Origin of the sequence: Breoghania corrubedonensis, assembly GCF_003053845.1 — a bacterium.
Lineage (GTDB): Bacteria > Pseudomonadota > Alphaproteobacteria > Rhizobiales > Stappiaceae > Breoghania > Breoghania corrubedonensis.
Window position 1 is genome coordinate 1 of record NZ_QAYG01000006.1, and the last position, 13,429, is coordinate 13,429.

The following is a 13,429-nucleotide window of genomic DNA, read 5'->3' on the forward strand; positions in this document are numbered from 1 at the left end:
CTGTTCAATCGTAGCTACTAGGCGCTAACAAAACCACTTCCAGTGGTTCAAGCGCAGCGTTTCAAACCTCCACCTCGGGTGGAGGTCACTGACTTTGCGCAGGTGCTGAGAACGCGGCTTCCCCAAACGCGAAAAAAGCGATCCGGCTATCCGCCAGTCCCTCCCGCCAGATCAACGAGCGTCGCCGCGATCCGGTCGCGTTCTTTCGTCAGACCCTTGTAGTCGAGTTGCGCCGCATCGAGCGCCAGAAGCTGGCGACACAGGCTTGCCGCGAGCCGGGGCCCTTCGGGATGTTTCGCAAAGGCCGTGAACGGATCGACGTGAATGCGGATGGTGAAGAGCACGTCGCCCGATCGCGGCAACCGGCGCAACGTCTGGCGTTCCACGCGGACGAAGAGATCATGCGCGCCCTGGTCGACCTGCGCCTCCAGCGACTTGGCGAAGGGGTGGTGCAGATCGTCGTCGCCGTAGATCGACCAGTTGAGCCGCCACACGGGTGAACCGGGAGAAATGTTGTCGAAGATGCGCGCGACGATGGCGCCCATGCGGCCGTTGTTGAAGCCGGGTACGTTGTCGTGGATCGCCGGCATGCCCTGGCCGAATTTTTCTCTCAGTGACCAGGACGAAGGAAAGCACAGCGCGCCGGCAACCAGCCGGTAGCCGTCGCGCCCCTTGCGCATGATCACCAGATCCTCCTGCACGAGGAGGGCGGCGAGCTTCAGCGGCGCGTCGGCGAAATCAGCCATCCGGTATGTCTCGCCCGTCGCCGCGATATGGATCGCGCCGTTTTCCACCGTGTAGAGATGGGGGAAGTGGCGGGGCAGATGGTCGAGCAGGAGGGCAAGCACTTCCGCCTGCGCGTCCAGCGTTTGGGGTTCGGCGCCAAAGACGGCGGTCTCGTCGGCTGTGAAGAGGCGGGTCTTCTCGGCCAGATAGGCCGGCAGGCGGTCATCGATCTCGATCCAGTCGTCGAGGTCGAGAGGGGCGAGGCCGACGGAGAACGGCTGCTTTGAGCCGTCGTAGGGCATGTGGGGGAAAAGCGTGCGGGCGTGCGTCATGGCCCATTTTAAGGGGGCATTCGCATCGATACGCAAGGACCAGATGACGCCGGGGATGGAGCCAGGGAGGGAGCGGGCAGGCCAGGGAGGGAGCGGGCAGGAGGGAGGCGCCCATCGGGCACCATCCCTCCACCGTCATCACCCGGCAAAGTCCGGGCAATGACGGTGGAGGGATCAGTGCGGTCGGGTGGAGCTGTTCCCGTCTATTCCATGGCGTCCAGTTCGCCGATCATCCGCTCGATCATCGACAGTCCCTTGTTCCAGAAGGCGGGATCGGCGGCGTTGAGGCCGAAGGGGGCGAGAAGTTCGGAGTGGTGCTTGCTGCCACCGGCCTTCAGCAGGTTGAAATACTTTTCCTGGAAGCCCGTCTCCGCCTCCTCGTAGACCGCATAGAGGGAATTCACCAGACAGTCGCCGAAGGCATACGCGTAGACGTAGAAGGGCGAGTGGATGAAGTGCGGGATGTAGGTCCAGAACGTCTCGTAGCCTTGAGCGAAGGTGAAGACCGGTCCCAGGCTCTCGCGCTGGACGTCGAGCCAGATCTCGCCGAGACGGTCGGACGTCAGCTCGCCCTCGCGGCGCTCCAGATGGACGCGGCGCTCGAAGGTGTAGAAGGCGATCTGGCGCACCACGGTGTTGAGCATGTCCTCCACCTTGGAGGCGAGCATGATCTTGCGGTGGTGATCGTCCTTCGCTTTCGCCAGCAGCGAGCGGAAGGTCAGCATCTCGCCGAAGACGGAGGCGGTCTCGGCCAATGTGAGCGGGGTGGGGGCCATGAGCGCGCCGTTCGGACCGGCCAGCACCTGGTGAACGCCATGGCCAAGCTCATGGGCGAGCGTCATCACGTCCCGCGTCTTGCCCTGGTAGTTGACGAGCACGTAGGGGTGGGCGGAGGGAACCGTCGGATGGGCAAAGGCGCCCGGCGCCTTGCCGGGGCGCACGGGGGCGTCGATCCAGCCGTTGTCGAAGAAGCGCTTGGCGATGCCGGCCATGTCGGGCGAGAAACCGGCATAGGCGTCAAGCACCGTCGCCCTGGCCTCGTCCCAGGGGATCTTGCGGTCGTCCGCCCTGGGCAGCGGGGCGTTGCGGTCGTAGTGCATCAGGGTGTCGAGGCCAAGCCACTTCGCTTTCATCGCGTAGTAGCGGTGCGACAGGCGCGGATAGGCCTCGTGCACGGCGGAGACCAGTGCGTCGACCACCTCGCGTTCCACCCGGTTGGCGAGATGGCGGCTGTCTGCGACGTCTTCGAAGCCGCGCCAGCGGTCGGAGATCTCCTTGTCCTTGGCCAGCGTGTTGGTGATCAGCGTGAAGGTGGAGAGGTTTTCGCCGAAGACCTTCGCCAGAGCCTCACCGGCCTCCTTGCGCTTTTCGCGGTCCGGGTCCTGCATGAGGTTGAGCGTGGCCTCTACGCCGAGCGACTGCCCGCCGACCTCGAATTTCAGTGAAGAGATCGTCTCGTCGAAGAGGCGGTTCCAGGCGGCGCGGCCGGTCGCGGACTTCTCGTGGAAGAGCTGCTCGACACGGTCCTCCAGCTGGAAGGGCCGCTCCTTGCGGATGTCGTCGAACCACGGCTTGTAGTGGGCGAGTTCCGCGTTCGCCATGGCGGCGTCGAGAACCGCGTCCTCGATACGGTTCAGCTCCAGTTCGAAGAACAGGAGGCTCGTGCCGGCGGTCGTCAGCTTGTCCTGCACGTCGCCGTAGAATTTCTGCCGTTTGGGATCCGTGGTCTGGCCGGAATAGACAAGGCCGGCAAAGGAGATCAGGCGGCCGAGCAGTTCCTGCAGCGCTTCGTAGTCCTTCACCGCCCTGGCAAGGCCTGCCGCATCCGCGCGCGCCAGCCCCTCCAGCTTGCCCTTGTGCGCCGTCTCGAAGGCGCGTGCATCGTCGATCGCCTTTGAGAGATCAGCCTTGACGCTCGGGTCGTCGATCGCGGGGTAGAGGTCGGTGAGGTTCCATTCCGGCAGAGAGCCGAGACTTGTGCTGTCGGCGCCGGTGGCGGCCGGGGAGAAGGCGGGATCGGTCAGGGACATGATTGCTCCGAAAAGAACGTTGAGCGGAAGCTTCCGCCGGATTTGTGGGAGGCTTCGGAAGGATTGGTCGGCCATGAACATAATGCCATCCGCGCCACTTCCAACAGGGGGAAGCTCCGAATGCCGTTGCGGGCAAGTCTAATGGCCGGTTTGGATATTTGTTAACCGACGACGATCACTATGGTTCGAAATGATACAGCCGAGGGGCGCCGATTCGTGAAACGGCCGGATCGATGCGGACGCGGCACGGGAGATGTCTGATCGCATGAGTGGACGTATTCTGATCGTCGATGACGACCCGGTCCAGCGCCGGCTTCTGGAAGAGGCTGTCACCCGCTTCGGCTATTCCTCCCGGGTGGTGGAAAACGGGGTCGAGGCGCTTCAGGTGCTGCGCGCGCCGGAAGGCGGCGACATCGATCTGGTCATTCTCGATCTCGTGATGCCCGAACTCGACGGCTACGCCGTTTTGGAAAAGATGCGTGGCGACGGCAATTCCACGCCCGTCATCGTGCAGACGGCGCAGGCCGGCATCGACACGGTCGTGGGTGCCATGCGCGCCGGCGCGCAGGACTTCGTGGTCAAGCCGATCGGGCCGGAGCGGCTGGAAGTCTCCATCCGCAACGTGCTGAAGGTCTCCGCGCTGGAGGACGAGATCGTCCGCTTCCGCAAGTCGGCCGCCGGCACGCTCACTTTCTCCGACATCATCACCCGTTCGCCCTCGATGGAACGCGTCATCCGGCTCGGCGAACGCGCGGCCTCATCGCACATCCCGATCCTGATCGAAGGCGAATCCGGTGTCGGCAAGGAACTGATCGCGCGCGCCATCCAGGGCCAGAGCGACCGCGCCGCCAAGCCCTTCGTCACCGTCAATTGCGGGGCGATCCCCGAAAACCTTGTGGAATCGATCCTGTTCGGTCACGAGAAGGGCGCCTTCACGGGCGCCGTCGACAAGCATGTCGGCAAGTTCCAGGAAGCCCATGGCGGCACGCTGTTTCTCGATGAGGTTGGCGAATTGCCGCTCGACGTGCAGGTCAAGCTGCTGCGCGCCCTGCAGGAAGGCGAGATCGATCCCGTCGGCGCGCGCAGGCCGCAGAAGATCGACTTCCGGCTGATCTCGGCCACCAACCGGCGGCTGATGGATCTGGTCAAGGAAGGGCGCTTCCGCGAGGATCTCTATTACAGGCTCAACGTCTTTCCGATCTGGATCCCGCCGCTGCGCGACCGCCTGGAGGACATTCCGGAACTAACGCGTCATTTCCTGGCGCGCTTTGCCGCGGAAGAGCACAAGTCCAAGGTCTCCACCGTGGCGCCGGAAACGGTGGCGCTGCTGCAGTCCTACGACTGGCCGGGAAATATCCGCCAGCTGGAGAACGCGGTTTTCCGTGCCGTCGTGCTTTGCGACGATACCTGCCTGAGGCCGGATGACTTTCCCCAGGTCCAGGCCAATTGCGCCTCGCGCGGAGCGGGAGGGGGGCAGGGGGGAGAACCCCGCATCGACGCGCCACTGATCGCGGGCGAACCGGCCATCAGACCGGACGACGCCGCGGGCGAACGGAGCGGGGAGCACGCGGGCGCGGCCGCCCTGTGGAAGGCGCAAGGGTCCTTTGCCGGTTTCACGGACGGTTCCGTGCCGTTCGGCTTCCTGCGCGCGCTCGACAGGAACGGTCACGTCCAGACGCTTGAATGCGTCGAACGCGACATGATCGTCACCGCGATCGACCACTATGGCGGACGCATGGCGGAAGTCGCGCGCAGACTCGGGATCGGTCGATCGACCCTTTATCGAAAGTTGAAGGATTACGGTCTGGAAGCCTCCAACGGACAGGACGCTGCGGAATAGGCCAGGTGCGACATTGTTGCCCCTGGGTTTCCTGCCGCAAAATCGCCTGTTTGCCATGTTGATTGGGCGCCTGTTGGCTGGGCATGATCGTTTCTGCGTCGTCGGGACCGTTGGTTCGGTCCATTCATCGCATCGGTTTTCTCCGCCTCATCGAATAAGACTCGGCGGGACGAACGCGACCTGCCCGCCTTTCGGCGACGATTTCGTCCAAGTTCCAAATACGGTAAATACTCGTTAACCGAGTCTGTCGTATTTTAATGATACTCGGGGGTGTTGGGGTGCCGGGTCCGAATGGTTGGCGATATGATTTCGCCACCTCGCGGCAGAATGCGAGAAAGACATTGAGCGTGTATCTGCTCCGCTTCCCGCTGAGTGCTGCGGCGCGCGCCATCTTCGTTGGCGTAGTCGTGACTCTCGTCTCCCTTGCCGGGCTCGTCGCCGAGGCGGCAGCCGAGACACGTTCCCTGAAGCTCTACAACAATCACACCGGCGAACGCGCGACGATCGTGTTCAAGCGGAACGGCCGCTTCATTCAGTCCGGCCTGCGCGAACTCAACCAGTTCCTGCGCGACTGGCGGCGCAACGAAGCGACCAAGATGGATCCCCACCTGTTCGATCTGGTGTGGGAGGTCTATCAGAAGTCCGGTTCGAACGATTACATCCATGTCGTTTCCGGTTACCGCTCGCCGGCCACCAACAACATGCTGCGCGGCCGCTCTCGCGGCGTTGCCAAGAAAAGCCAGCACATGCGCGGCAAGGCGATGGATTTCTTCATTCCCGACGCCAATCTCGCAAAGCTGCGCGCCATCGGCTTGCGCATGCAGATCGGCGGCGTGGGCTACTATCCGACGTCGGGCTCGCCTTTCGTCCATATGGATACTGGCAACGTGCGCCACTGGCCGCGCATGACGCGTCAGCAGCTTGCGCGCGTGTTCCCGAACGGCAAGACGATTCACATCCCAACCGATGGCAAGCCGATGCCCGGCTACAGGCAGGCGCTGGCGGACCTCAAGGCGCGCGGCAGCGGCACCCGTCAGGTGGTTCTGGCCTCCAACGACGACGAGGATGATGATACGCCCGAGCGCAGCGCCGGGAACACGCGCGGCCAGTCGCTGACCAACGTCACGGCCAATCCCTCCATCCGGCCCACCCCGGTTGGCGCGAATGTGGGTGGGGGCAATACCAGCGGCAAGTCGCTGATCGCCTCCCTGTTCGGACGCGGCGGTCCCAGGCCGCCGGCGGAGGTGGGGACGACATCGAGCCCCCGGCCTTCGCGCGTTGGCCGACAGGACGACAACGGAAATACGGGACGAGGCGACAGCACGCCTGTCGCCGTCGCTATCGCCGATGTCACGCCGCCGGCCAAGCCGGCCGAGCCGCAGACGCTGACGGCCGTGGCCGATGCAAGTGCCGATATTGGCGCGGATGACCGTGCGGGCACCGCGCCCGCGGAGCGCGCGGCCGAACCGATCGTGGTGGCGGCACTGCCGCATTCCAAGCCGATGATCCAGCGCGCGGCGCCCGTCGATGCGATCGGCGCAATCGATTCCGTGGTCGATCCCGGCCGGTCGACAGGCACGGACAAGGCACCAAACCCCACTCTTGCCGCCTATGCCAGCGGTTCCGAACCCGTGCCGTTGCTGAGGCCACGTCCATCGGTGACGGCCGGCAACAACCAGCTTTCGGCCGCCCCGCGAGAGCGGCCTGCGGGCGAAGGTCGGGCTGAGGCCCGCGCCAAGCTTGCTCGGGCCGCGCCGGGCGACGGCGAAGCCGTTGCCGCCCGGGTGGAAGCCGCGCTAGTCGCCGCGCGCAACAAGGCGGGAAAACCGGCTCCGCGCGCTCCTGTGCTCTCCGGGCGTATTCCCGCCGACGCTGATCCCTTTGCCCATTTCGCATCGCTGCCAACGTCCAACGACGTGCGCATGATTTCCGGCGATCACAGCACCCGTACCGGCGCGTTCGCGGATCTTCGCCATCCCGACCAGCGTAAGCTCGGCGTGTTGTTCGGCCGTCCGACCCGGCTTTTCAATGCCGGGTTCCAACGCCAGATCTACGGCGCGCTGCGCACTGACCGTTTCGACGGCCCGGCGGTGGTCGCCCTTTCGCTTGTGGCGACGGACTGAACCTCCTCGCGCTTGCGGCCGCGATCCGCTCTTCGTGATCGCGCGTTTCGCGCTATCACGCGCATTTCCATTGGTATCGCCTCACCCGTCCCCTATCTAGCAGGCTACCGGCGATGTTCCGGGGCGTTCAAAGAGGCGGGGTCTTCAAACCATGGCATCTGACAAGCGGCTTCCTCCAGACACCGAGGCCAACCGCCTTTCCGCGCGTGTCGGGCGCTATGCGCGTGTCGGTTCGCAGGTCGGTGGCTTCGCCGCGCGCATGGCCGGGGCACGGCTCGTGGGCGGCGGGCGCGATCGTGACCGCAACGCGGCAGAATTGAAGGCGATGCTCGGCGGGTTGAAGGGGCCACTGATGAAGGTGGCGCAGCTTCTCTCCACCATCCCCGATGCCATCCCCCCGGAATACGCGGCCGAACTTGCCACGCTGCAATCGGCGGCGCCGCCCATGGGGCGGGCCTTTGTCAAACGGCGCATGGCTGCGGAACTTGGGCGCGACTGGCGTTCGAAATTCGCCGCGTTCGACGAGACCCCCGCCGCCGCCGCCTCACTCGGCCAGGTTCATGAGGCGCGCTCTCTCGATGGCCGCCGGCTGGCGGTCAAGCTGCAATACCCGGACATGGCCTCGGCCGTGGAGGCGGATCTCAACCAACTCGGCGTGATCCTGTCGATCCATCGGCGGATGCGCCCGGCGATCGACACCCGCGAAATCGCGGTGGAACTGGGCGAGCGCGTCCGGGAGGAACTGGACTACGCGCGCGAGGCCCGCCACATGGCCGCATATCGGCAGATTTTCGCGGACGAGCCCGCCATCCGCGTGCCCGAGGTGATTGATGAGCTCAGCACCGCACGGCTGCTCGCCATGGGCTGGCTCGAAGGCCGGCCGCTTCTGGACTACCGCGACCATCCACTGGAGGCGCGCAATGCCATCGCCGCAGCGATGTTCCGGGCGTGGTGGTATCCCTTTGCCCATGTGGGACTGATCCACGGCGACCCGCATCTCGGCAACTACACGGTTTTTGAGGACGCGGGGGAGCCTTGCGGGATCAACCTGCTCGATTACGGCTGCATTCGCATCTTTCCCAGCAGCTTCGTCGCCGGCGTGGTCGATCTCTATCGCGGGCTTCTGGCGAATGACGAGGCGCGAATCGTTCACGCCTACGAGAGCTGGGGTTTCGTCGGACTGTCACGCGAGCTCATCGATACCCTCAATATCTGGGCGCGCTTCATCTATGGGCCGCTGCTGGAGGATCGTACCCGCGCGATCGCCGACGGGGTGAGCCCGGCGGAGTATGGGCGGCGGGAAGCCTTCCGGGTCCATCAGGCGCTCAAGGAGCATGGGCCTGTCACCGTGCCGCGCGAATTCGTCTTCATGGATCGTGCGGCTATCGGTCTCGGCGGGGTCTTTCTACACCTGCGCGCGGAGATGAATTTTTATCGGCTCTTCAACGAGCAGATAGAACATTTCGATCGCGCCGATGTAGCCGCACGGCAACGCGGGCTGTTGCTCGGCGTCGGATTGCAGCCGGTTGAGTAGTACCAAAAGAGAATTCATATTGACCCTGCGGATGCCTTGCGTTTCTTATCAACGCAGTGTCTATCCTTTACGTTCGATTGATTGGATGCGGTTGCCTCAAGGCATTCGCACTGGGAGGGGAAATGACTGAGAATAACGCGACGTCAATGGACTATGCCGAGCACGAGAAGACTTATGCCGGATTCCTCGCTTTCACCAAGGTCGGCCTGATCGCCTGCATCAATGTGGTGCTGTGTCTATTGATCTTCGGGCTCGGCAGCGGGTATTCCAATCTCGTCGGCACGGTTGTCTTGCTGGCAACGATCATAGCTGCAGTCATCGGTCTGTTCGCCGGAAAAAAGGGGTGGATCGCTTCTGCGGTGGTCTTTGTGATCTCGGGCTTGCTCGCGATCCTGACAGTCGCCTGACCGGCCGCTGCCATCCAACCGGCTGGCTGCCGGGTAATGATCGCTGCAGGTGAATTGCGTGCCGTCTCGCCGTGATCTGGCAGGGCGCGGCGATAGACTCGAAGGCGGGGCCGCCATGTTCTGGACCCGCCTGGACAACGAGCGGCCCGGGTATCGATCTCGATACGGGCCGCTTTCAATATCTGACCGGGCACGGTCGGCGCGCTGCGGTTGCCGTCGCGCGTGGAATACCGTGCTCCCCAAAGGGGGATGCATATGAAAATCGGGGTGCCGCTCGAACGCGACGCCGTTGAAACCCGGGTCGCCGCGACGCCGGATACGGTGAAGAAATACATTGCGCTCGGGTTCGAGGTGCAGGTGGAAAAAGGGGCCGGCAAGGCCTCACGAATTCCGGATGCGGAGTTCAAGGACGCCGGCGCCAAAATCGTGGCCGACGCTGCCGCTGCCTTCAAGGACGCGGACGTGGTGCTGAAAGTGCGCCGCCCGACGTCCGAGGAACTCGCCGCGATGAAACCCGGCGCCCTTGTCGTCGGCACGATGGATCCTTTCGGAAACGAGAAGGACGTGGAGGCGATGGCCAAGGCCAATGTCGCCGCCATCGCCATGGAATTCATGCCGCGCATCACGCGCGCGCAATCGATGGACGTGCTGTCGAGCCAAGCCAATCTCGCCGGCTATCAGGCGGTGATCGACGCGGCCTACGAATATGACCGGGCGCTGCCGATGATGATGACGGCGGCCGGCACAGTCGCCGCCGCGCGCGTCTTCGTGATGGGTGCGGGTGTCGCGGGTCTTCAGGCGATCGCCACGGCGCGCCGGCTGGGTGCCGCCGTCACCGCCACGGACGTGCGTCCCGCCGCCAAGGAACAGGTCGAATCGCTCGGCGCCAAGTTCATCGCGGTCGAGGACGAGGAATTCAAGCAGGCCGAAACCGCCGGCGGCTATGCCAAGCAGATGTCCGAGGAATACCAGAAGAAGCAGGCGGAACTCGTCGCTGCGCACATCGCCAAGCAGGACATCGTCATCACCACGGCGCTGATCCCCGGCCGGCCCGCTCCGCGACTGGTTTCCAAGGACATGGTGCAGTCGATGAAGCCGGGTTCGGTGATCGTCGACCTCGCGGTGGAGCGCGGCGGCAACGTCGAAGGTGCCAAACCGGGCAAGATCGCCACGGTTTCCGACGTGAAGATCGTCGGTCACCTCAACGTGCCCGGCCGCATCGCGGCTTCGGCCTCCGCACTCTATGCCAAGAACCTGCTGACCTTCGTCACGACACTGGTCGACAAGGAAACCTCCACCTTGAAGGTCGACTGGGAAGACGAACTGGTATCGGCGACGGTGCTGACGCGCGACGGTGCGGTGGTACACCCCGCATTCGCGCCGAAAGGGGACGAATAAATGGCGAGCGAAATGGCTCTGGAAAAAGCGCGCGCGGCGGCGGATGCGGCTGAGGCTGCTGCCGAAGCGGCCCGCGCCGCGGCTGATGCCGCGCAGACTTACGCCGATCAGGCGGCATCGGGGGCGGCGGATGCCGCAGGTGCCATCGCCCACGCGGCATCGGGGGGGGCGATCGATCCGTTCGTCTTCCGTCTGGCCGTCTTCGTGCTGGCGATCTTTGTCGGCTACTACGTTGTGTGGTCGGTCACGCCCGCGCTTCACACGCCGCTCATGTCGGTGACCAACGCGATTTCCTCCGTGATCGTGGTCGGCGCGCTGCTCGCCGTCGGCGTCGACGCGGTGGCGGGCCAGGAGGCGAACACCGCCTGGGCTCACGGCTTCGGTTTCGTCGCCCTCATCCTCGCATCGGTGAACATATTCGGCGGTTTCCTCGTAACCAGCCGCATGCTCGCCATGTACAAGAAAAAATCGTGAAGGGACCGCAGACATGACAGCGAATATCGCGGCCTTTCTCTATCTCGTTTCCGGCGTGCTCTTCATTCTGGCGCTGCGCGGTCTCTCCCATCCCACGACCTCGCGTCAGGGCAACTTCTTCGGCATGATCGGCATGGCGATCGCCATCCTGACCACGCTCGGGCTTGCCGTGCCGTCGGGTTCGGGCTGGGTTCTGATCGTGCTCGGGCTGGCCATCGGCGGCGGCATCGGCGCCTATATCGCCCGCTCCATCCCGATGACGGCCATGCCGCAGCTGGTTGCCGCCTTCCACTCGCTCGTGGGTCTGGCGGCCGTGCTGGTGGCCGCCGGCGCGATCTATGCGCCCGAGGCCTTCGGCATCGGCGAGGTGGGCTCGATCCACGCCCAGGCGCTGATAGAGAGCTCGCTTGGTGTCGCCATCGGTGCGATCACCTTCACCGGGTCCGTCATCGCCTTCCTGAAGCTTGACGGGCGCATGTCTGGCAAGCCGATCCTGCTGCCGGGCCGGCACGTCATCAACATCGCGCTTGCCGCGGCGATCGTCATCCTGATCGTCGCGCTCGCGATGACGGAAAGCCACACGGTCTTCTGGCTGATCGTCATCCTGTCGCTGGTCTTCGGCGGTCTGCTGATCGTGCCGATCGGTGGCGCGGACATGCCGGTCGTGATCTCCATGCTCAACTCCTATTCGGGTTGGGCGGCGGCCGGCATCGGCTTCACGCTCGGCAACATGGCGCTGATCATCACCGGCGCGCTGGTCGGCTCCTCGGGTGCGATCCTCTCCTACATCATGTGCAAGGGCATGAACCGCTCGTTCGTCTCCGTCATTCTCGGCGGCTTCGGCGGCGAGACGGCGGCTGCGGCCGGTGGCGGCGTTGAGGAACGTCCGGTCAAGCAGGGCGCGGCGGAAGACGCAGCGTATCTGATGAAGAACGCGTCCAAGGTCATCATCGTGCCGGGCTACGGCATGGCGGTCGCCCAGGCGCAGCATGCGCTTCGCGAAATGGCCGACAAACTGAAGGCCGAGGGCGTGGAGGTGAAGTACGCCATCCACCCCGTCGCCGGCCGCATGCCAGGCCACATGAACGTGCTGCTGGCGGAAGCCAACGTGCCCTATGACGAGGTGTTCGAGCTCGAAGACATCAACTCCGAGTTCGCGCAGGCCGATGTGGCCTATGTCATCGGCGCCAACGACGTCACCAACCCGGCGGCGCGTGACGATCCGACCTCGCCGATCTTCGGCATGCCGATCCTCGACGTCGACAAGGCCAAGACGGTGCTGTTCGTCAAGCGCGGCATGGGTTCGGGCTATGCCGGCATCCAGAACGAGCTGTTCTTCCTCGACCAGACGATGATGCTGTTCGGCGACGCGAAGAAGATGACGGAGCAAATCGTCAAGGCGATGTAAGCCGGGCGATCGATCCTGCTGAAATGATTGAAGGCCGCGTCCGATGGGCGCGGCCTTTTTCGTGTGGGAACGGGCGCGCACAGTCGCCAGCCGCGCCGAGGCTATTTCCCGGCATGGCCCAACTTCCGCATCATCTCCACCCACTTCGCACGGGTCGCCTCGTTCGCGGACATGCTGGGACCCAACAGCGTCTTCCTGACCGGGCGAATGCCGACGAGGTTCAAGGCGTTTTGCTCGAACCATTTCAGGCCGTGCGCGCCGTACCAGTAGCGATACATGAGCGGGGGCGTACTCATCGTCGTCACGAGGCGGGCGGAGCGGCCGGTGAGCAGTCCCGTCGGAAAGCCGGTCCTGCCGCGTGCATCCTCAAAGGCGATCGTGCGGTGGAAGAGCTGCTCGAAGAAGGCCTTCGTCAGGGCCGGCAGGGTGCCGAGCCAGAGGGGGAAGACGATGACGACATGATCGGCAGACAGGACTGCGTCGAACGCGGGCTGAAGGCTTTCGGGAATGGCGGCGGAGTAGTCCGCCTCGTTGCGCAAAATTGGAAAATTGAGAGACGCGATATCGATCTCTTTCACCCGGTGATCCGCTTCGCGGGCTCCATCCGCATAGGCTTTGCCCAGGGCGTGGCAAAGATGGATGCGGGCCGGGTCCGGGTGACCCTGAACGAGAACAATATTGCGCTTCATGATGCGGACCCTTGTCAGGAACCGCATTCATACTAGCACATGGGTGCTCCCGCCGGGGTGGCGCCGGTCACTCGCCGAAGGCGCGAACCCGGAAAAACAGGCAAACGGAAACGGACCGTGCGGCGAACCGTACAGTCCGTTTGAATTCCGGGGCCTGGAAAACGCGCTGGCCGTGGGCCGCCCTGGAGCGGCCGGATGCCTTAGCGACGCGGCGCGGAACGGCCGGTCAGCAGGCCTTCGCGCTGGGCGCGCTTGCGGGCCAGCTTGCGGGCACGGCGGATGGCTTCCGCCTTTTCCCGGGCGCGCTTCTCGGACGGCTTTTCGAAGTGGCCGCGGAGCTTCATCTCCCGGAAGATGCCTTCACGCTGCATCTTTTTCTTGAGCGCCTTGAGCGCCTGATCAACGTTGTTGTCGCGAACGAGAACTTGCACGCGTTATATCCCGTGTTGCCGAACTGGTCAGGTTGTC

At 64.3% G+C, this 13,429-nt stretch carries 11 protein-coding genes; 7 read left to right on the plus strand and 4 right to left on the minus strand.

Translation table 11 applies throughout. The features are described from left to right. Positions 1-146: 146 nt before the first annotated feature. Both C8N35_RS15260 and C8N35_RS15265 read right to left on the minus strand, forming a co-directional pair. A complete protein-coding gene (locus C8N35_RS15260; protein WP_107990585.1) occupies positions 147-1,058 on the minus strand; it encodes a heme-dependent oxidative N-demethylase family protein in 912 nt (303 codons plus the stop codon). A gap of 203 nt (positions 1,059-1,261) precedes the next feature. Then, a complete protein-coding gene (locus C8N35_RS15265; protein ID WP_107990819.1) occupies positions 1,262-3,088 on the minus strand; it encodes a M3 family oligoendopeptidase in 1,827 nt (608 codons plus the stop codon). A 265-nt stretch (positions 3,089-3,353) separates the two neighbouring features. On the opposite strand from C8N35_RS15265, the gene C8N35_RS15270 reads away from it, so the two are divergent. The 7 genes from C8N35_RS15270 (at position 3,354) to C8N35_RS15300 (ending at position 12,272) form a co-directional block, all read left to right on the plus strand. Further along, complete coding sequence (locus C8N35_RS15270) at positions 3,354-4,928, plus strand: sigma-54-dependent transcriptional regulator (RefSeq protein ID WP_107990586.1); 1,575 nt, start codon at positions 3,354-3,356, stop codon at positions 4,926-4,928. 257 nt (positions 4,929-5,185) lie between these two features. Next, the gene (gene mepK, locus C8N35_RS15275) at positions 5,186-7,051 is read left to right on the plus strand and encodes a peptidoglycan L,D-endopeptidase MepK (protein WP_107990587.1); all 1,866 of its coding nucleotides are present in this window, start codon (positions 5,186-5,188) and stop codon (positions 7,049-7,051) included. 151 nt (positions 7,052-7,202) lie between these two features. Beyond that, a complete protein-coding gene (locus C8N35_RS15280) occupies positions 7,203-8,585 on the plus strand; it encodes an ABC1 kinase family protein (protein ID WP_107990588.1) in 1,383 nt (460 codons plus the stop codon). Between the two features lie 122 nt (positions 8,586-8,707). Beyond that, positions 8,708-8,992 carry an aa3-type cytochrome c oxidase subunit IV gene (locus tag C8N35_RS15285; RefSeq protein WP_107990589.1) on the plus strand — a complete coding sequence of 95 codons (285 nt, stop codon included), beginning with the start codon at positions 8,708-8,710 and terminating at the stop codon, positions 8,990-8,992. A 255-nt stretch (positions 8,993-9,247) separates the two neighbouring features. Beyond that, a complete protein-coding gene (locus tag C8N35_RS15290) occupies positions 9,248-10,390 on the plus strand; it encodes a Re/Si-specific NAD(P)(+) transhydrogenase subunit alpha (protein WP_210203549.1) in 1,143 nt (380 codons plus the stop codon). After that, positions 10,391-10,864 (plus strand): proton-translocating transhydrogenase family protein, encoded by a 474-nt coding sequence (locus C8N35_RS15295; protein ID WP_107990591.1) that lies wholly within the window; start codon positions 10,391-10,393, stop codon positions 10,862-10,864. It begins immediately after the preceding gene. Between the two features lie 13 nt (positions 10,865-10,877). Then, positions 10,878-12,272 (plus strand): NAD(P)(+) transhydrogenase (Re/Si-specific) subunit beta, encoded by a 1,395-nt coding sequence (locus tag C8N35_RS15300; protein WP_107990592.1) that lies wholly within the window; start codon positions 10,878-10,880, stop codon positions 12,270-12,272. 101 nt (positions 12,273-12,373) lie between these two features. Here C8N35_RS15300 and C8N35_RS15305 read toward each other — a convergent pair whose 3' ends face one another. Next, on the minus strand, positions 12,374-12,961 hold the full coding sequence (locus C8N35_RS15305) for an NAD(P)H-dependent oxidoreductase (RefSeq protein ID WP_107990820.1): 588 nt from the start codon (positions 12,959-12,961) through the stop codon (positions 12,374-12,376). A gap of 200 nt (positions 12,962-13,161) precedes the next feature. Further along, entirely contained in the window at positions 13,162-13,392 is a 231-nt protein-coding gene (gene rpsU, locus C8N35_RS15310; RefSeq protein ID WP_107990593.1) for a 30S ribosomal protein S21, read from the minus strand. Positions 13,393-13,429: the final 37 nt, after the last annotated feature.